Origin of the sequence: Streptomyces sp. 6N223, from assembly GCF_052246635.1 — a bacterium.
Lineage (GTDB): Bacteria > Actinomycetota > Actinomycetes > Streptomycetales > Streptomycetaceae > Streptomyces.
This window is the reverse complement of the sequence record NZ_JBQQCA010000020.1, coordinates 42,762-61,454: the sequence shown is the minus strand read 5'-3', so window position 1 is coordinate 61,454 and position 18,693 is coordinate 42,762. Positions and strand designations below refer to the sequence as shown.

General features: G+C 73.9%; 19 protein-coding genes. 15 read left to right on the top strand and 4 right to left on the bottom strand.

Going from position 1 to position 18,693, the window contains the following annotated elements; genetic code table 11:
* The first annotated feature begins 56 nt into the window (after nucleotides 1-56).
* The 4 genes from rplU (at nucleotide 57) to ACTWQH_RS14960 (ending at nucleotide 2,796) form a co-directional block, all read left to right on the top strand.
* Nucleotides 57-380, top strand: a complete 324-nt coding sequence (gene rplU / locus ACTWQH_RS14975; protein ID WP_443287011.1) for a 50S ribosomal protein L21 — start codon at nucleotides 57-59, stop codon at nucleotides 378-380.
* Nucleotides 381-393: 13 nt separating this feature from the next.
* Nucleotides 394-651 (top strand): 50S ribosomal protein L27, encoded by a 258-nt coding sequence (gene rpmA, locus ACTWQH_RS14970; RefSeq protein ID WP_443287010.1) that lies wholly within the window; start codon nucleotides 394-396, stop codon nucleotides 649-651.
* Nucleotides 652-741: 90 nt separating this feature from the next.
* Entirely contained in the window at nucleotides 742-2,178 is a 1,437-nt protein-coding gene (obgE, locus tag ACTWQH_RS14965; RefSeq protein ID WP_443287009.1) for a GTPase ObgE, read from the top strand.
* A gap of 21 nt (nucleotides 2,179-2,199) precedes the next feature.
* Nucleotides 2,200-2,796: an alpha/beta hydrolase family protein gene (locus ACTWQH_RS14960; protein WP_443287008.1), complete on the top strand. Its 597-nt coding sequence runs from the start codon at nucleotides 2,200-2,202 to the stop codon at nucleotides 2,794-2,796.
* Between the two features lie 96 nt (nucleotides 2,797-2,892).
* On the opposite strand, the gene ACTWQH_RS14955 is transcribed toward ACTWQH_RS14960, so the two are convergent.
* Nucleotides 2,893-4,989 carry a hypothetical protein gene (locus ACTWQH_RS14955; protein WP_443287007.1) on the bottom strand — a complete coding sequence of 699 codons (2,097 nt, stop codon included), beginning with the start codon at nucleotides 4,987-4,989 and terminating at the stop codon, nucleotides 2,893-2,895.
* Between the two features lie 115 nt (nucleotides 4,990-5,104).
* Here ACTWQH_RS14955 and proB point away from each other — a divergent pair, with 115 nt between their 5' ends.
* From proB to ACTWQH_RS14930, 5 genes are all read left to right on the top strand, one after another.
* Entirely contained in the window at nucleotides 5,105-6,235 is a 1,131-nt protein-coding gene (gene proB, locus ACTWQH_RS14950) for a glutamate 5-kinase (RefSeq protein ID WP_443287006.1), read from the top strand.
* 287 nt (nucleotides 6,236-6,522) lie between these two features.
* Nucleotides 6,523-6,900, top strand: a complete 378-nt coding sequence (locus tag ACTWQH_RS14945; RefSeq protein WP_443287052.1) for a hypothetical protein — start codon at nucleotides 6,523-6,525, stop codon at nucleotides 6,898-6,900.
* Nucleotides 6,901-6,979: 79 nt separating this feature from the next.
* Complete coding sequence (locus ACTWQH_RS14940) at nucleotides 6,980-8,269, top strand: glutamate-5-semialdehyde dehydrogenase (protein ID WP_443287005.1); 1,290 nt, start codon at nucleotides 6,980-6,982, stop codon at nucleotides 8,267-8,269.
* Between the two features lie 49 nt (nucleotides 8,270-8,318).
* A complete protein-coding gene (locus ACTWQH_RS14935) occupies nucleotides 8,319-9,044 on the top strand; it encodes an SCO2584 family spore wall biosynthesis protein (protein WP_443287004.1) in 726 nt (241 codons plus the stop codon).
* A 77-nt stretch (nucleotides 9,045-9,121) separates the two neighbouring features.
* The gene (locus ACTWQH_RS14930) at nucleotides 9,122-10,228 is read left to right on the top strand and encodes an SCO2583 family membrane protein (protein ID WP_443287003.1); all 1,107 of its coding nucleotides are present in this window, start codon (nucleotides 9,122-9,124) and stop codon (nucleotides 10,226-10,228) included.
* 125 nt (nucleotides 10,229-10,353) lie between these two features.
* On the opposite strand, the gene ACTWQH_RS14925 is transcribed toward ACTWQH_RS14930, so the two are convergent.
* On the bottom strand, nucleotides 10,354-11,511 hold the full coding sequence (locus tag ACTWQH_RS14925; protein WP_443287002.1) for a M48 family metallopeptidase: 1,158 nt from the start codon (nucleotides 11,509-11,511) through the stop codon (nucleotides 10,354-10,356).
* A gap of 114 nt (nucleotides 11,512-11,625) precedes the next feature.
* On the opposite strand from ACTWQH_RS14925, the gene ACTWQH_RS14920 reads away from it, so the two are divergent.
* From ACTWQH_RS14920 to ACTWQH_RS14900, 5 genes are all read left to right on the top strand, one after another.
* Nucleotides 11,626-11,778, top strand: a complete 153-nt coding sequence (locus ACTWQH_RS14920) for a hypothetical protein (RefSeq protein WP_443220897.1) — start codon at nucleotides 11,626-11,628, stop codon at nucleotides 11,776-11,778.
* 9 nt (nucleotides 11,779-11,787) lie between these two features.
* The gene (gene nadD / locus ACTWQH_RS14915) at nucleotides 11,788-12,441 is read left to right on the top strand and encodes a nicotinate-nucleotide adenylyltransferase (RefSeq protein WP_443287001.1); all 654 of its coding nucleotides are present in this window, start codon (nucleotides 11,788-11,790) and stop codon (nucleotides 12,439-12,441) included.
* 21 nt (nucleotides 12,442-12,462) lie between these two features.
* Entirely contained in the window at nucleotides 12,463-14,109 is a 1,647-nt protein-coding gene (locus ACTWQH_RS14910; protein ID WP_443287000.1) for an LCP family protein, read from the top strand.
* A 105-nt stretch (nucleotides 14,110-14,214) separates the two neighbouring features.
* A complete protein-coding gene (gene rsfS / locus ACTWQH_RS14905) occupies nucleotides 14,215-14,631 on the top strand; it encodes a ribosome silencing factor (RefSeq protein WP_443286999.1) in 417 nt (138 codons plus the stop codon).
* Complete coding sequence (locus tag ACTWQH_RS14900) at nucleotides 14,628-15,284, top strand: histidine phosphatase family protein (protein ID WP_443287051.1); 657 nt, start codon at nucleotides 14,628-14,630, stop codon at nucleotides 15,282-15,284. The genes rsfS and ACTWQH_RS14900 overlap by 4 nt, the downstream gene beginning before the upstream one ends.
* Here the strand turns inward: ACTWQH_RS14900 and ACTWQH_RS14895 are convergent.
* Nucleotides 15,281-16,177: a helix-turn-helix transcriptional regulator gene (locus ACTWQH_RS14895; RefSeq protein ID WP_443286998.1), complete on the bottom strand. Its 897-nt coding sequence runs from the start codon at nucleotides 16,175-16,177 to the stop codon at nucleotides 15,281-15,283. The genes ACTWQH_RS14900 and ACTWQH_RS14895 overlap by 4 nt on opposite strands.
* 113 nt (nucleotides 16,178-16,290) lie before the next feature.
* On the opposite strand from ACTWQH_RS14895, the gene ACTWQH_RS14890 reads away from it, so the two are divergent.
* Nucleotides 16,291-17,784 carry an MFS transporter gene (locus ACTWQH_RS14890; protein ID WP_443286997.1) on the top strand — a complete coding sequence of 498 codons (1,494 nt, stop codon included), beginning with the start codon at nucleotides 16,291-16,293 and terminating at the stop codon, nucleotides 17,782-17,784.
* An 83-nt stretch (nucleotides 17,785-17,867) separates the two neighbouring features.
* On the opposite strand, the gene ACTWQH_RS14885 is transcribed toward ACTWQH_RS14890, so the two are convergent.
* On the bottom strand, nucleotides 17,868-18,500 hold the full coding sequence (locus ACTWQH_RS14885; protein ID WP_443286996.1) for a DUF305 domain-containing protein: 633 nt from the start codon (nucleotides 18,498-18,500) through the stop codon (nucleotides 17,868-17,870).
* Nucleotides 18,501-18,693 lie beyond the last annotated feature (193 nt).

Sequence of the window (18,693 nt, the reverse complement as noted above, 5' to 3'; positions counted from 1 at the left end):
CGTGAGCGGCCCGCGCTGGCATCAGGGGCTCCGTATCGAGCAAGGGAGAGTTCCGCGTGTACGCGATCGTGCGCACCGGCGGCCGTCAGCAGAAGGTTTCTGTCGGTGACGTCATCGAGGTAGACCGCATGTCCAGCAGCGAGGTCGGCGACACCGTCGAGCTCTCGACCCTGCTCGTCGTGGACGGCGACACCGTGACCAGCGACCCCTGGGTGCTGGCCGGGGTGAAGGTCCGGGCCGAGGTGCTCGACCACCACAAGGGCGAGAAGATCCGGATCCAGAAGTTCAAGAACAAGACCGGTTACCGTCGGCGGATGGGTCACCGCCAGCTGCACACCCAGCTGAAGGTCACCGAGATCCCGGCCCCGGCCGCGAAGTGAGGGACTGAGCACAATGGCACACAAAAAGGGCGCATCGTCCACCCGGAACGGCCGGGACTCCAACCCCCAGTACCTGGGCGTGAAGCGCTTCGGCGGCCAGGTCGTCAACGCCGGTGAGATCCTGATCCGCCAGCGCGGCACCCACTTCCACCCCGGCAACGGCGTGGGCCGCGGCAGCGACGACACGCTGTTCGCGCTGCGCGCCGGCACCGTGCAGTTCGGCCGGTTCCGCGACCGCAAGGTCATCAACATCGTCCCGGTCGCCGAGTAGCAGACCAACGCACAGGGCGGGCCGCCTTCCCGGTGGGGGAGGGGGCCCGCCCTCGCACTTCAGCCACCGCACGCACTCGAGGAGCCAGCGATGACCACCTTCGTGGACCGCGTCGAACTGCACGTCGCCGCGGGCAACGGGGGGCACGGCTGCGCCTCCGTGCACCGGGAGAAGTTCAAGCCGCTCGGCGGCCCCGACGGCGGCGACGGCGGCCGCGGCGGCGACGTGGTGCTCGTCGTCGACCGCGACGTGACCACCCTGCTCGACTACCACCACCGCCCGCACCGCCGCGCCACCAACGGCCGGCCCGGCGCCGGCAGCCACCGCACCGGCGCCGACGGCCAGAACCTGGTGCTGCCGGTGCCCGACGGCACCGTCGTCCTCGACCGCCGCGGCAACGTGCTGGCCGACCTCGTCGGCGAGGGCACGGCGTTCGTCGCGGGCCAGGGCGGCCGGGGCGGCCTCGGCAACGCCGCCCTCGCCTCGCCCCGCCGCAAGGCCCCCGGCTTCGCGCTGCTCGGCGAGCCCGGCGAGGCCAGGGACCTGGTGCTGGAGCTGAAGAGCGTCGCCGACGTCGCCCTCGTCGGCTACCCCAGCGCGGGCAAGTCCTCGCTGATCTCGGTGCTCTCCGCCGCCCGCCCGAAGATCGCCGACTACCCCTTCACCACCCTCGTCCCCAACCTCGGCGTGGTCACCGCCGGCGAGACCGTCTACACCGTCGCCGACGTCCCCGGCCTCATCCCGGGGGCCAGCCAGGGCAAGGGCCTGGGGCTTGAGTTCCTGCGGCACGTGGAGCGCTGCTCCGTCCTGGTCCACGTCCTCGACTGCGCCACCCTGGAGTCCGACCGCGACCCGGTCACGGACCTGGAGATCGTCGAGGCCGAGCTGGCGGCGTACGGCGCCGGGCTCGCCGACCGGCCGCGCCTGATCGCGCTCAACAAGACCGACGTCCCCGAGGGCCAGGACCTCGCGGACATCGTGCGCCCCGATCTCCAGGCGCGCGGCTACCGCGTCTTCGACGTCTCGGCCGTCTCCCGCAAGGGCCTGAGAGAGCTCTCCTACGCCCTCGGCGCCATGGTCGCCGAGGCGCGCGCCGCCCGCCCGAAGGAGGCCCCGACCCGCATCGTCATCCGCCCGCAGCCGGTGAACGACACCGGCTTCACGGTCGCGCGCGAGGGCGACGGCCTGTTCCGCGTCCGCGGCGCCAAGCCGGAACGCTGGGTGCGGCAGACCGACTTCTCCAACGACGAGGCCGTGGGCTACCTCGCGGACCGGCTCGCGCGCCTCGGCGTCGAGGAGGAGCTGGTGAAGGCGGGCGCGCGGGAGGGCGACGGCGTGCTGATCGGGCCCGAGGACGACGCCGTCGTCTTCGACTTCGAGCCCTCGATCGTCTCCGGCGCCGAGATGCTGGGGCGGCGCGGCGAGGACCACCGCCTGAACGAGCTGCGCCCCGCTGCGCAGCGGCGCCGCGAGCGGGAGGCGGAGCGCGGGCTGGAGGAGTTCGATCCCTTCGAGCCACCCGAGTGACATGAGCGGACATGGGCGGACATGAGCGTTGAGACACTTGCCACGCCGCAGGGCGGGGCGCGCGTCACCTGGCACCGGGCGCGGGGCGCCCGTGGCGTGCTGGCGCTGGGGCACGGGGCCGGCGGCGGCATCGAGACCGAGGACCTGCGGGCGCTGGCGGACGCGCTGCCCGCGCGCGGGATCACCGTCGCGCTCGTCGAACAGCCCTGGCGGGTCGCGGGAAAGCGCGTGGCGCCCGCGCCGCGGACCCTGGACGCCGCGTGGACCGCGCTGTGGCCCGCGCTGGAACGCCCCGGCCTGCCGCTGATCGCGGGGGGCCGCAGCGCGGGGGCGCGGGTCGCGTGCCGCACGGCGCGGGCGCTGGGCGCGCGGGCGGTGCTGGCGTTGTCCTTCCCGCTCCACCCGCCCGGCCGCCCGGAGAAGTCCCGGGCGGGGGAGTTGGGCGGGGCGGGCGTGCCGGTGCTGGTGGTGCAGGGTGTGCGCGATCCGTTCGGAACGCCTGCGGAGTTTCCGTCCGGCACGGAGCTGGTTGAGGTCGAGGGGGCGACGCACGCGCTGACGCTGCCGGAGGCGGCCGTGGCTCACGTCGAGGGGTGGCTGGCCGAGCGGTTCGGCTGAGCGCTGGAGGCTTCCCCCACCGCCCGCCCCTTTTGGGGGCGGGCGGAGTGCCGGGGTGGGGGCGGCCCGGGGGTCCGGGGGCGGAGCCCCCGCCCCCTACTGCACCACCTGCGCCGTGGGCGGCTGAGCCGGCGCAGCCGACTGCGCCGGCTGCGCCGCCTCCTGCCGCTCCGCGCGGGCCTCCGCGCGGGCGCACAGCGCCCGCGTCGCCTCGCGGAAGCGGACGAGCGACGGCGGCTCCTCCGGCCCCAGCAGGTACTCCTTCAGCTCCGCCCGCTCCCGCACCAGCGTGTCCAGCGACGGATCGACGACCGCGCCCAGCAGCGCCGGAATCCCCGCCGCGTCCGGAGTGAGGATGGTCGCCGCCCGCACCGTCGGGTTCGCCTCCTTGAACTCCGCCTCCGGCCATCCGCTCGTGTTCGCCACCGCGTACGGCTTCGCGCTGGCCAGGAAGTCGGAGACCACGCTGGAGACGTCCGAGATCAGCAGGTCCGCCTGGTTGAAGCAGCTGTAGATGTCCGGCCGCGGCCCTGTCAGCACCAGGTGCGCCCGCGGCGGCTGCGCGCGCCAGAACGCCGTGCGCCACGCCTCCATCGCCGCCGCCACCGCTTCGCCGCGGCCCGGCTCGGGCGCGCTCTGCGCCGCCATCCGCTCCATCTCGTCCGAGCCCGGCCGGAACGCCGCCGAGATCAGCGCGTCCAGCTCGGCGGTCCGCCGCCCCAGCTCCCGCTCGTCCTCGGGCCCCATGGGCTCGATCCGCCCCCCGGCGGCGTTCGCCTCGGCGATCAGCTCCCGGATCCGGACGTCCGCGGCCTTCGCCCTCGGGTCCTGCGACCCGGTCATCGGGTGCGGCTTGTACAGCAGCCGCACCCGGGGGTCGGACAGCAGCGTGCGGACGATGTTCTCCCCGGCCAGGATGATCGAGGTGTTGCCCGGGTCGTCGGTCCAGCCCTCCCAGGTGGGGGCGTACAGCACCGTGATCGGCCCCTCGGCCGGCGGCGGCCCGTCGGACGGGCGGATCGGCGCGAGCTGCGGGCGGCCGACCTCGACCACGTCGCGGTCGTCCACGCCCACGTCCGCCAGGGCGTAACGCCGCCGCGCCGCCGGGCCGGCCACCCACACCTCGTCGTAGACCTTGGCGTAGGGGTTGCAGCTGGACAGCTTGTCGCTCTCACCGTGGTTGGTGAAGGCGTGCTTGATGGTCGGGATGCGCAGCACCTGCGAGGTCTTGGGGGCGTTCGCCGGGTGCAGCAGCACCTTCAGCGTCGAGGTCTCCAGCAGCATCAGCTGCGCGACCCTCGGCAGGCACACCACCGGCACCTCGGTCGCCGCGATGAGCTGGGTCATGCCGCGCTCGCGCAGCACGATCAGCGGGCGGCCGTCGAGCGCGCCGAGCGTGGACAGCCACATGTTCGCCTGGTACGCCGTCGAGGAGCCGCCGGAGAAGTACAGGCCCACGTCCGGCCGGTAGTCGGTGAGCCAGTGCTCGAACCACTCCACGACCTGCTGCTCGCTCGGGGGGCGTTTGCCCGGCAGCAGCCACGTCGCCAGGTACGCGGCGCCGCCCAGGAACAGCGCCAGGGAGATCCCGGCCCCGGCCAGGCTCCACGCCATCCGCTCGGTGGCCACCGTGGCCAGCATCCCGGCGGTGCCGGGGATCGAGAACAGCAGTATCCGCCGGGCCGACTTGGCCAGGAGCTGGGGCGGCGCGGCGGACAGCCGGAGCTCGGAGGTGTCGATGTTGCGGGTGAGGATCGGCATGGTGCGGGAGCGCCGCACCAGCATCGCCAACCCGCGGATGAGGACGTGCGTGGCGTAGGACGACAGCATGGCGGCCACGAGGGCCACCCGCGCGCCGCCGCCGGTGTCGGCCACCTGGACCAGGCCCACGACCGTCAGCAGGTCCCGCAGCGGCTGTCTGACCGTCTCGTCGCAGTGCAGCCGCGAGAGCGTGCTCAGCGGCGACGGATACCACAGCCGCAGGCCCAGATCGAGCGCCTGCCCCGCGACGGCGGCGGCGATCAGCAGTCCGGGACGGGGAAGCAGCGCGCCGGCGAGCTGCGCGGCGTAACAGCACAGCAGCGCGAGGAGCGAGATCCATTGCGGGCCACGGCGAAGCGACGACGGTCCAGCGGCGAGTACGGAAGGCACAGCCAGGGCTCCGAAGCGATATGGGGGGCAGATGGGGGTCATGGGGCGCGTCAGGGGCCGGGAGAACGCGTGCGCGGCGGCCCGGCGCATTGGCATAGATTACGGACAGCGGTCCGCACAGGCGAACCGCGCCGAGCAGTGAGGGCAGGGGAGAGCGGTGACAGCGGCACGGCAGGGGATCCGGCGGGACGTCTCCGAGGCCCGCAGGATCGTCGTCAAGGTCGGGTCGTCCTCGCTCACCACGGCGGCCGGGGGGCTGGACGCCGACCGGGTCGACGCCCTCGTCGACGTGCTGGTGAAGCAGGACGGCAAGCAGGTCGTCCTCGTCTCCTCCGGCGCCATCGCCGCCGGGCTCGCGCCGCTCGGCCTCGCCCGCCGCCCCCGGGACCTGGCCAGGCAGCAGGCCGCCGCCAGCGTCGGCCAGGGGCTGCTGCTGGCCCGCTACACGGCGTCCTTCGCCCGCTACGGCCGGCGCGTCGGCCAGGTGCTGCTGACCGAGGACGACACCTCCCGCCGCTCCCACTACCGCAACGCCTACCGCACCCTCGACCAGCTCCTGGCCATGGGCGCGGTCCCCGTGGTCAACGAGAACGACACGGTGGCCACCGAGGAGATCCGCTTCGGCGACAACGACCGGCTCGCCGCGCTGGTGGCCCACCTGGTCCGCGCCGACCTGCTGCTGCTGCTGTCCGACGTGGACGGGCTCTACGACGGCGACCCGGCCCGGCCCGGCGCCGCCAGGATCGCCGAGGTGTCCGGGCCGGAGGACCTGGCCGGGGTCGAGCTGGGCCGGGCGGGCCGCGCGGGGGTCGGCACGGGGGGCATGGTTACGAAGGTCGAGGCCGCCGCGATCGCCACCGAGGCGGGCATCCCGGTGGTGCTCGCCGCCGCCAGCCAGGCCGCCGAGGCCCTCGCCGGGGCCGGGGTCGGCACCCACTTCCGCCCCACCGGGCGCCGGTCGGCGGGCCGGCTGCTGTGGCTGGCCCACGCCTCCACGCCGCGCGGCGCGGTCACCCTGGACGCCGGCGCGGTGCGCGCGGTCACCGAACGCCGCAGCTCGCTGCTGCCCGCCGGCATCACGGCAGTTGAGGGCGATTTCATCGCGGGCGACCCGATCGAGCTGCGCGACGAGGAGGGGCACCCGGTGGGGCGCGGGCTGGTCAACTTCGATGCCAGCGAGATCCCGCGGCTGATCGGCCGCTCCACGCGCGAGCTGGCCCGCGAGCTGGGCCCGGCGTACGAAAGAGAAGTCGTGCACCGCGATGACCTGGTCGTGCTGCGGGCATAAGACCACGTGCCGGATGTGTGAAAGGGAGCAGGCTTTCCCCGGGAGGTTTCCCCATTCCGGTCACGCCGCCCCGGCCGAGCTGGTCCACTTCTGGTGGTGCACTCCGTCCCCGCACGGACCACGAGGTGCCGCACGGCACCACAGGCACCGCATTCGCACGAGGACAGCAGCACGTCAGGAGGCCGCCGGTGAGACGACTGGCCAGCGTCCCCGCGCAGGAGCCAGCGCAGGAGCCAGCGCAGGAGTCCGACCGGGAGTCCGACCGGGAGCCCGCGCGGGCGGAGGACGTGGACTCCGAGCCGCGCGACGGCGCCGGGCCCGAGGCGCCGAGGATGTGGCACGTGACCCTCAGCGTCGCCGGCCCGGCCGCTCCGCTGCCGGACGTGCGGCGGGCGCTGGAGCGGCTCGCCGACGACCACCCCTTCCTGCTGACCAGCCGCTACGCCGACGACCGCGCCGAGATCCGCTACTGGGAGGAGGCGCGGACCCTGCACGACGCCGCCGCGCTGGCGTTGCGGCTGTGGGGCGAGCACCGGCGCACCGCGCAGCTGCCGCCCTGGGAGATCGTCGGCCTTGAGGTCATCGGCCGCGACACCTACCACCAGCGCGTCGCCGAGGGGTACGGCCCGCCTCCGGCCAGTCCGGTCGGCGTCCATCCGTTCTGAGCGTTCTCGGCGTTCCCGGCGTTCTCGGCGTTCGAGAATCGTTCAACGATTCAACGGTCGGTGCGCTAGGCTTCCTGCCATGAGCCACACCGCCCACACCCCCACGGAAACCTCCGCCGTCCTCGCCACCGCCCGCCGGGCCAAGGCCGCCGCCGCCGAGCTGGCGCCGCTGCCCCGCACCGCCCGCGACGCGGCCCTGACGGCCGTCGCCGACGCGCTGCTCGCCCGCACCGCGGAGATCGTCGAGGCCAACGCCGAGGACATCGCCCGCGCGCGGGAGAACGGCACCCCGGCGGCCATCGTCGACCGGCTCACCCTCACCCCCGAGCGCATCGCCGCCATCGCCGCCGACGTGCGCCACATCGTCGCCCTCCCCGACCCCGTCGGCGAGGTCGTGCGCGGCTCCACCCTCCCCAACGGCCTCGAACTGCGCCAGATCCGCGTCCCCCTCGGCGTCGTCGGCATCATCTACGAGGCACGCCCCAACGTCACCGTGGACGCCGCCTCCCTGTGCCTGAAGGCCGGCAACGCCGTGCTGCTGCGCGGCTCCTCCTCCGCCTACGCCTCCAACGCCGCGCTCGTCGACGTCCTGCGCGAGGCCGTGGCCGGCGCCGGTCTTCCCGCCGACGCCGTGCAGCTGGTGCCCGGCGAGAGCCGCGAGTCCGCCCGCGAGCTGATGCGCGCCCGCGGCCTGGTCGACGTCCTGATCCCGCGTGGCGGCGCCTCGTTGATCCAGACCGTCGTCACCGAGTCCACCGTCCCCGTCATCGAGACCGGCGTCGGCAACTGCCACGTCTACGTCGACGAGGCCGCCGACCTCGACATGGCCGTCGAGATCCTCGTCAACTCCAAGGCCCAGCGCCCCAGCGTCTGCAACGCTGCCGAGACCGTGCTCGTCCACGCCGGGATCGCCGAGCGCTTCCTGCCCCGGGCGCTGGCCGCGCTCGCGGAGGCGGGCGTGACCGTCCACGGCGACGAGGCCTGGCAGAAGGCGGGCGGCGACGCGGGCGTGAAGGTGCGGCCCGCCACCGAAGAGGACTGGGGCACCGAGTACTTGAGCTACGACATCGCCGCCGCCGTCGTGCCCGACATGGACGCCGCCGTCGCCCACATCCGCCGCTGGACCTCCGGCCACACCGAGGCCATCGTCACCAAGGACACCGCCGCGGCCCGCCGCTTCGTCTCCCGCATGGACTCCACCGCCGTGATGGTCAACGCCTCGACGCGTTTCACTGATGGCGGACAGTTCGGCTTCGGCGCGGAGATCGGCATCTCCACCCAAAAGCTGCACGCCCGCGGCCCGATGGGCCTGCCGGAGCTGACCTCGACCACCTACGTGGTGACAGGAGACGGTCACACACGGGGGTGAATTCCCGTGGACCCTCCCCTGATGAGCCCGAGCCCCCTACGCTGGATGCGTGCCGGACGACGTGAGGGGCCAGCCGTTCGCCGATGGCGACGGGCCCGATAGCCAGGATCGCGGGGCAGCCGACGAGGCGTTCGCCGCCGTGGTGCTCGACGAGGACTTCGTCGAGGCCGCAGCGATCCACGAACCGAGCGCAGCCGAGCGGATACTCTACGCCGCACTTGAGCGTGCCGAGGCCGAGGCGACAGGGGACCCCCCGTACTACTCGGAGCCCGACATGGACCCCGGGATGGGCGGCGGCCTCGGCGGCATGTCCGACGGCGTGGTCGACGGGGTTGCCGACTACGACTATCGCTTCGAGGAGATAGTCGGGCCGGACGCCGAGCTGGAGCCGGAGGACCCGGACGACGAGGAGGGGCGGTTCGACCGCTCCGACTACACGCGGTACATGCCGGACGAGGATGACGAGGAGGAGCTGGCGTACGGCGGTTACACCGCGTACAGCGCCGCCGCCTCCACCCCTTACGCCGCGCGCTCCTCGGGCCGCTCCGCCAGGTATTCCTCCAGCACCTGGCGCATGGCCCGCTGGCAGAGGCCCGTGGCCTGCGTGCTCGCCATGGTGATGGGGATCAGCGTGATCGCCCTGGCCCTCATAGCCATCCAGCGCGCCGGATCCGCCCAGCGCGGCGACCCCACGCCGGGGCCCGCGTCCCCCGTCGGCGACACGGACCAGCGCCCCTCCACGGTGGTGGAGGCCGAGATACCCGAGGACGGCTAGCCGGCGCCGCTCAGCCGATCGAAAGTGGTTCCCGTCCAGGGCTGTTTACGTCCCTGTGATCAAACTACGCTGGAGATGTGGCCGGGCGTACTGACCCTCCCGAAGGGACTCCCGGGGGCGCCCCGGGAGCCGGGGACGAAGAATACCAATCGACCGTCTTCGACGAGTCGTTCGTCAAAGCTGCTCGCCTCCAGGAGCTCTCCGCGCAGGAGCGGCTGGAGGACCACTCCGAGGCCGTGCGCAGCCGCCTCCCCGAGTCCGGAGGCCCGGCGGCCCGCGTGATCCCCAAGCAGGGCATAGCCCTGGCCCTGATCATCCTCCTCGCCTTCGCCGCCGCCATCTACCTGGGCAGCAACAACCCGTACGGCTCCGGCAACTCCGCCGCCGTCGAGCCGCCCGCCGGGGCGGTGATCCCGCTCGCGCCGCAGGGCGAGGTGCCCGGCTCCCGCGACGCCGAGGCGCTGTACGCCGGCAGTCCGGCCGACGAGTTCGGCATGGGCGCGGGCGGCGTGGCGCTGCCGGACCCGCGCGCCACGGTCCACTTCACCAGCGAGCAGGTCCTCACCGCCCTCACCGTCGCCAAGGAGTACGTGGTCGCCAGCTCCCTGACGCCCGAGGTGCTCGCCGGCAACACCTACATCCCGGTGCGCGAGCTGCTCGGCCCCGAGCAGCGGGAGCAGTTCGACCGCGCCATGGCGGGCCACGACCCGTACTCCGTGCCCACCGACTGGCTGGTGCGCTTCGACGCCGACCCGGCCGGGCAGCAGGTGGCCCTGGCCGACCCGCTGCCGCGCGTCGACGGCGAGTTCGACTTCCGCGAGATCGACGAGGACGTGCTGCAGGTCTCCGGCCACCACGTCTTCGTCTACGCCGTGAGGCCCGCCGGCGAGCCGCGGGCGCCCGCCGCGCTCTTCGTCGTCGAGCGGGAGATACTCCTGCAGTTCGGCGAGGGCGAGCTACGGGAGCGTCAGGCGGTGGTGCGGCAGGCCGACGTGCTGGCGGGCCCGATGGACTGCGAGGCCGAGAGCGACGCGGCGCTGGTGCCGCTGCTGGCGGGCGAGCGCGCCACGCACCCGCCCGCGGAGCGGGCGACCGACCCCTTCACGAGGGACGCCCCCGGCGGCGCCCCCGTCTGCGGCACGCTCTCGCCCGCGGCGCTCCCCGAGCTGCCCACGGACCACTGACCCCGCCCACCTGCCCAAGCCACCCCGGGTGGGGTGCCGGGGTGTGGGCGGCAACGGGGTCCAGGGGCGAAGCCCCCGGACCCCGAAGGCGCCGGAGGCGCCGCCGCGGGCCCGCCCGCAGGCGGCTACGCGCCGCCGCCGCGCTCCGGCGGAGCCTCGGGCCCATCCTCGGGCGCGTCTGCCGGCGCGTCCGCCGGCCGCTCCTGCGTCTGCGTCCCCGACGCGCCCCGTGAGCGGCCCGTCGCGAAGTCGCGAAGCCGCCCGCCCAGATCCGTCGCGCCGCCCGCCACGTCGTTCACCAGCTTCATCAGCGGATCCTTGCTGTTCCGCACCGTCGACGCGTAGTGCCCCGCCGACTCGCGGAAGGAGTCCGTGACCGACGCCTCCCGGTCCTCCCCGCGACGCGGATAGTGCCCCTCCAGGATCCGCTGGTAGTCCCGGCCCTCGCTCCACGCCCGCAGCTCCGCCGCCCGCACCACCGCGAAGGGGTGCGTGCGCGGCAGCACGTTGAGGATCTTCAGCACCGAGTCGCGCAGGTCCCCGCCCGCCTCGTACTCGTCCGCCTGCTCCAGGAAGGCGTCCACGTTCATCTCGTGCAGGTGGTTGCCGCCCGCCAGCTTCATCAGGCCGCGCATGGAGGCCTGCGCGTCCTGGCCCACCAGCAGCCCCGCCCGGTCCGCCGACAGCTCCGACTTGCGGAACCACTCGCGCAGCGCCGTGACGATCGCCATGATCGCGATGTTGCCCAGCGGGATCCACGCCACCCGGACGGCGATGTTGGTCAGGAAGAGCAGGATCGTGCGGTAGACGGCGTGCCCGGACAGCGCGTGTCCGACCTCGTGGCCGATGACCGCCCGCATCTCCTCCTCGTCCAGCAGCTCGACCAGACCCGTGGTGACCACGATGATCGGCTGGTCAAGGCCGATGCACATGGCGTTCGGCTTCGGGTCCTGCGACACGTACATCGGCGGGACCCGCTCCAGGTCCAGGATGTAGCAGGCGTCCAGCAGCATCTCGTGCAGGTGCGCGAACTGCCGCTCGCTGACCCGCACCGAGTCGGAGAGGAAGAGCAACCGCAGGCTGCGCTCCGGCAGCATCGCGCTCAGCGCCTTGAACACCGTGTCGAAGCCGGTCAGCTTGCGCAACGCCACCAGCGCCGAGCGGTCGGCCGGGTGCTCGTAGGCCCGCGACGATATGCCGGGGAAGCGCTGCCTGTTCCGGCCCGGCAGCCGCTCCTCGCCCGCGCCCGCGCCCGCACCCGCGCCGTTTGTTCCGTCTGTCATGTTCGGTAAAGCCCCCTTGTCGGTCTCCGCCCCGTCCCCCGCGCCCCACTCCATCCCACCCCGACCGGTGGGGGCAAGAGGCCGTCGCCATCTGGTCCGCATACGATGACTGGCATGCCGACCGTCACTGACACCGTCATCACCCTGGCCGAGGCCACCGAGCACGGCCAGCACGACAGCCTGAACGCCTACGCCATCGGCGGCGGCGCGCTGGCCGCGCTGCTCCTGCTGCTGTGGATCACCACGCGGCTCAACCGCGACCGCTAGGGTCTGCCCATGCCACAGCAGATAGTGCCCGGGTCCCAGGCGCGCCAGGGCGGCGAGGGCAAGCGGCGCATCGGCGTGATGGGCGGCACGTTCGACCCGATCCACCACGGCCACCTGGTCGCCGCCAGCGAGGTGGCCACCCTCTTCCACCTGGACGAGGTCATCTTCGTGCCGACCGGGCAGCCGTGGCAGAAGTCCCACAGAGACGTTTCTCCCGCCGAGGACCGCTACCTGATGACGGTCATCGCGACCGCCTCGAACCCGCAGTTCTCGGTCAGCCGGATTGACATCGACCGGGGCGGCAAAACGTACACCATCGACACGCTGCGGGAGCTGCGTGCCCAACACGCCGACGCGGACCTGTTCTTCATCACCGGCGCCGACGCCCTCGCCCAGATCCTGAGCTGGCGGGACGCCGAAGAGCTGTTCGCGCTCGCCCACTTCATCGGGGTGACGCGGCCCGGGCACCAGCTCGCCGACCCCGGGCTGCCGTGCGGCGGCGTGTCGCTGGTGGAGGTGCCGGCGCTGGCCATCTCCTCCACCGACTGCCGGAAGAGGGTGGCCCGGGGCGACCCGGTCTGGTATCTGGTGCCGGACGGGGTGGTGCGCTACATCAACAAGCGCGCCCTGTACCGACACCACCCCCCGGGACCTGCGCACTGAACGGGCTGAAGGGCGGCACTGGTGAACGACCGACAGGATCCGTACGGGCAGAACGCCCCGATCTACGGCTACGACGAGTACGGGCGTCCGATCTACCAGCAGCCCCAGCCCCAGCAGCCCCAGCCCGCGGCGTACGACGGCTATGACCACGGCACCGGAGCCGGCGCAGGCGCCACGTACGACTACGGCACCGCCGGCGGCCAGCAGACCTACGACTACGGCACCGGCCAGCAGCCGCCGGTCTACGACGGCTACGACCCCTACGGCCAGGGGACCGCGCAGCAGCCCGCCGTCGCCGACCCTCCGGCCCCGGCCCCGGCGGCCGAGCCTCCCTCCGTCCCGGGACAGCGCCGGACCAGCGACGGCCCGGAGCAGGAACAGCAAGCGGCCTACCAGACCGAGCAGTTCGCCTTCGTCGACGAGCAGGACGAGGAGTCCGAAGACGTCATCGACTGGCTGAAGTTCACCGAGAGCCGCACCGAGCGCCGCGAGGAGGCCAAGCGCCGCGGCCGCGTACGCCGCCGGCTGCTGGTCTTCACCCTGGTCCTCGCGGTCCTCGGCGGCGCCGGCTTCCTGTGGGCCACCGACCGGCTGCCCGCAATCCCCGGCCTGGAGGGCACCGAGGAGGCGGCGGCCCCCGGCGCCCAGGTGCGCGACGTGATCGTCGTCCACCTGCGCGAGACCAACGGCGACACCACCTCCACCGCCCTCCTCGTCGCCAACGAGACCACCGAGCGCGGCACCACCCTGCTGCTGCCCAACGAGCTCGCCGTGACCTCCGACGGCGCCACGACCACCCTCGGCCAGGCGGTGGTCGACTCCAGCGCCGGCGAGGTCCGCGACGCGGTCGGCGGCCTCCTCGGCGCGGACATCAAGGGCACCTGGCGGCTGGACACCCCGTACCTGGAGAACCTCGTCAACATCGTCGGCGGCATCACCCTCGACACCAACGCCGAGGTGGCCGCGCCCGAGGACGAGGAAGCGGGGGGCGACGGCCCGCTCGTGCCGCAGGGCCAGGACGTGCTGCTGGACGGGGAGGCGGCCACCGCCTACGCCGTCCACCGGGCCGAGGGCGAGCCGGAGACCGCCCAGCTGGAGCGCTTCGGTCAGGTGATGGCGGCGGTGTTCGCCGAGTTCCCCACCGGGCGCGACCCCGCCATCGAGGTGGTCCGCGCCCTGCTGCTGATCCCCGACCCCTCGCTGCCGGAGGAGGAGCTCGGCGCCAGCCTGGCCCAGCTCGCGGCGCTCGCGCAGGCGGGCGACGGCGGCGGCACCGGCTACGGGACCTCGCTGCTGCCCGTGCAGGACGACGGCACCCTGAGCGAGGAGACCGCCGACGGCATGGTGAAGGACGTGCTGGGCGGCACCGTCAGCAACCCCGACCCCGGCGGCGCGGTCCGCATCGGCATCCGCGACGCCTCCGGCGCGGAGGGCGCCGCGCAGGACGCCAGGATCGACCTGGTCAACGGCGGCTTCACCGTGGTCGACGCCCGCGCCGCCGAGGAGACCCAGGCGGCCTCGCAGGTCACCTACGCCGACGAGGCGCACCGCGAGACGGCCCTGGACGCCGCCAGGACGCTGGGGCTGCCCGAGGACGCCGTCACGCAGGGCGAGGGCGCCGGCAACGCCGACGTCACGATCCTCCTCGGCGAGGACTACGCGGAGTGATCGCGCGGGGTGGAAAGACCCGGAGCGTTGTCGGTCCCGCGTGAGATCCTGTAATCGGCACCGAACGGGCCCGCGCACCCGAGACGGATGGAGAAGGCATCACCTGTGACCGCAACCGACCGCGCCACCGAGCTGATCGAGACCGCCGCCCAGGCGGCGGCCGACAAGCTGGCGCACGACATCATCGCCTACGACGTGAGCGACGTCCTGGCGATCACCGACGCCTTCCTCCTGGCGTCCGCGCCCAGCGACCGGCAGGTCAGGTCGATCGTCGACGGCATCGAGGAGGCGCTGCTGAAGGAGCGGGGCGCCAAGCCCGTCCGGCGCGAGGGTGAGCGCGACGGCCGCTGGGTGCTGCTGGACTACGTCGACATCGTCGTCCACGTGCAGCACGCCGAGGAGCGCGTCTTCTACGCCCTGGAGCGGCTGTGGAAGGACTGCCCCGTGATCGGGCTGCCGCCCGACGCCCAGGCCACGCGCGGCCGTGCCGAGGCCCACGCCCGGGGCGGTGATCCGAGCTGAACGGCGACCGCGCGGCGCACGGCGGGCGCCGCATCGTGCTGTGGCGCCACGGCCAGACCTCGTGGAACGTGGAGCGCCGCTTCCAGGGCACCACCGACATCGAGCTGACCGACGCCGGCGTGGCCCAGGCCCGCCGCGCCGCCCGGCTGCTGGCCGGCCTGGAGCCCGACGCCATCATCTCCTCCGACCTGCGCCGCACCGTCGCGACCGCGGCGGAGCTGGCGTTGCTCACCGGCCTGGACGTGGCGTACGACGAGGGCCTGCGGGAGACGTACGCCGGCGCCTGGCAGGGCCTGACGCACGACGAGATCATGGCCCGCTTCGGCGAGGAGTACGCGGCCTGGAAGCGCGGCGAGCCCGTGCGGCGCGGCGGCGGCGAGCTGGAGACCGAGGTGGCCGCCCGGGCCGCGCCCGTGGTCGAGCGCGCGGTGGAGAAGCTGCCGCCCGGCGGCGTGCTGGTCGTCGTCAGCCACGGCGGCGCCATCCGCACCACCATCGGCCGGCTGCTCGGCCTGCCGCCGAGCAGCTGGGAGGCACTGGGCGGCCTGTCGAACTGCTGCTGGTCCGTGCTGGGCGACGGCGCCCGCGGCTGGCGGCTGCTGGAGCACAACGCCGGCTCCCTGCCCGAGCCGGTCCTCGGCGACGACGACTAGGGCGCCCAGGCGCCCGCGCGCCCGCCGGTCGCGACGATCTCCTCCATCCGCCCGCGGCTGTCCTCGTCGTCCGCCGTGTAGACGACCATCCGCGAGTCGGGCATGCCGTGCACCGACAGCGACACCGAGCGCATCCGCACCTCGCCCTTCCCTCCCGGGTGCCGGAAGGTCTTGACCCTCGGCCCCGGCGGGGCCACGTCGCCGCTCTCCCACATCTGGCGGAACTCCGGGCTCGCCTCGCGCAGCCGCCGGATGAACGCCTCCCACGACGGCTCGCCCACGTGGCCGCCGTACGCCCCGCGCAGCGTGGCGACCATCAGCCGCAGCTCCTCCTCCCGGTACACCAGCGGGCACTTCGCCGCCGCGCCGGTGAACAGCACCCACAGCACGTTGCACGGCGAGGCCCCGTCCCAGTCCGACCCGGCGAAGACCAGCGCCCAGTAGGCGGAGTTGTACCCCAGCACGTCGAAGCGCGCGTTGTAGATCACCGCGGGCAGCGGGTCGAGCCCGTCGATCACCCCCTGCACGTCGGGGCTGATCGCCGCCGCGCCCGGCTCCGGCTCCGCCTGGCCGGCGTACGGCACCCCGGCCAGGCGGTACAGGTGCTCCCGCTCGGCCTCGTCCAGCCGCAGCGTGCGGGCCACGGCGTCGAGCACCTGCGCGCTGGCGTTGATCGGGCGGCCCTGCTCCAGCCACGTGTACCAGGTGACCCCGACCCCGGCGAGCTGCGCGACCTCCTCGCGGCGCAGCCCCGGCGTACGCCGCCTGGGCCCCGGCGGCAGGCCCACGTCCGCAGGGGTGATCCGCGCCCGCCTGCCCCGCAGGAACGCCGCCAGCTCCGGCCTGCGCTGCTGCGTCCGCTGCGGGCTCCGCGCCGTCGCCACCGCCGTCATCCCTCCACGCTGCCGCCGCCGAGCCGCCCGCGCAACGCCGTTGCCGGGTGCTGTCAGTACCAGTATCACCGGGCTCTCGTTACCAGTACCGCGCCGGGCGCAGGGTGGACGCCATGACCACGACCTCCACGCCCGCGGCCGCCCGGCCGGACACGGGCGGCGCCGGCGCCCCCGAGGCGAGCCGGCGGCGGCCCGGCCTGCTGCTGGCGGCGGTTCTCGGCGCGATGTTCATGGCGCTCCTCGACGTCTTCATCGTCAACGTCGCCGCTCCCACCGTCCAGTCCGACCTCGACGCCTCCGGCGGCTCCCTGCAACTCGTCATCGCCGGCTACACCATCGCCTACGCCGTGCTGCTGGTGACCGGCGCCCGGCTCGGCGGCCGCCACGGCCTCGGCCGCCTCTTCCTGGCCGGGCTCGCCCTGTTCACCCTCGCCTCCCTCGCCTGCGGCCTCGCGCCCACCGCCGGGCTGCTGATCGCCTTCCGCTTCGTGCAGGGCGCGGGCGCGGCGCTGATGCTCCCTCAGGTGCTCAGCCTCATCCAGCGCACCTTCACCGGAGCCGAACGCGCCCGCGCGCTCGCGATGTTCTCGGCGGTGCTCGCCTCCGGCGCCGCCGCCGGGCAGGTGGTGGGCGGAGCGCTCGTCAGCGCCGACCTCTTCGGCTGGGGCTGGCGGCCGGTCTTCCTCGTCAACGTGCCCATCGGCCTGGCGCTGCTCGCCCTCGGCGCGCGCGTCATCCCCCTGGACCGGCCCGCGGCGGCGGAGCGGACCCGCAGTCTCGACCTGCCGGGCCTGACGCTGCTGACGGCGGCGGTGCTGGCGTTCACCGTCCCGCTCGTCCTCGGCCAGGAGGAGGACTGGCCGCTGTGGTGCTGGCTGCTGCTGGCCGCCAGCGTCGTGCTGCTCGGCCTCTTCACCGCCTACGAGTCGCGCCTGTCCCGGCGCGGCGGGGCGCCGCTGCTCTCCCCGCGCGTGCTGCGCAGCCCCCGCATGGCCATGTCCGCGAGCCGCATCCTGGTGGTGATGGCCCTCAACGCGGGCGTGATGTTCGCCGCCTCGCTCCACCTCCAGAGCCCTGAGCGGGCCGGCGGCCTGGGGTACGGCGCGATGCACGCCGGGCTGGTCTTCCTGCCCACCGCCATCGCCTTCGGCGCCGTCTCGATGCTGTGGGGCCGGATGCCCGCCCGCTGGCGGCCCGCGCTCGCGCCCGGCGGCCTGCTGCTGGCGGCGGCGGCGCTGTTCGCCACGGGCCTGCTGCTGCGCGACGGCGACGGGATCGGGCCCGCCGCCCTGCTGATCTTCTTCGTCAACGGCTGCGGCATGGCGCTGGCCTACGCCCCCACCCTCACCGGCGCCCTCGCCCTCGTGCGGCCGGAGGACGCGCCCGACGCCAGCGGCGTGACGGGAACCATGACGCAGCTGGGGATGCTCATCGGCACCGCCACCTTCGGCACGCTCTTCCTCAACCGAACCGAGGCCGAACTCTCCACGGCCGAGGCCCTGTGGCCCACGATGATCGCGCTCAGCACGGTGGCACTGGCCACGGCGGCGGCGGGCCTGATGGCGGAGTCCCGCGCGCGCAGGCCGGCACCGGGCACCGTCGCCTAGAACCTGTCCGGGCGATCCGGCCGGGCGATCCGGCCGGGCCCGCGACGCTCCCGCCGCAGGCGGGAGGCACGCCCGGACAGGGCCTAGCGCAGGTTCTCCATCCGGTCGATCTCGGCGCCCTGGGTGGCGGCCATCTCCGCCGCCAGCTCGACGACGAAGCTGGCGCTGCCCTGGGCCGCCTCGTCCGTCGCCATCTCCACCGCGCCCTCGTGGTGGGCGATCATCAGGTCCAGGAAGAGCGCGTCGAAGTCGGCGCCGCGGGCGCCGCGCAGCTCTGCCAGGTCCTCCTCGGTCGCCATGCCCGGCATGTCCCCCGCGTGCCCGTGGCCCTCGGCCTCACCCCCGGCGCCGCCCTCGGCGTTGTCGTCGAGCCAGTCCTCCATCACCCCGATCTCCGGCTCCTGCGCCCTGGCGATGCGCTCGGCCAGCCGCCGGACGGAGCCGTCGGAGGCGCGCGTATCGGCCAGATCCGCCATCAGCAGCGCCTGCCCGTGGTGCTCGATCATCTTCGCCATGAACGCCACGTCCGCGGCGTTGGGTTCGGCGTAGGAGTCGCGCGCCGCCTCGCGGGCCTCGTCGGGGGAGAGGGTCCCGGCCGGCTCACCAGGCCGTCCCGGGGCGATGACCGGCTGCGTGCCCGCATCCTCCGCGGAGCCGGAGCCGGAGTCCCCGCCGCCGGTGCAGCCGCCGGCGAGAGCCAGTGCCAACAGGCCCAACAGCCCCCACCACCAGGGGGACCGCGCCTCGCCATGTGACATGTTGGTTTCCCGTATTGATGTGGACATGTTGACAACGGAAGGATACTGACCGACATTCGGAACCGGTCAATGCCGGTTAACTCCCAAGCCACCAACACCGGTCCATCCGGATCACTCGCTCACTCGCTCACTCGCTCCGCTCACTCCACTC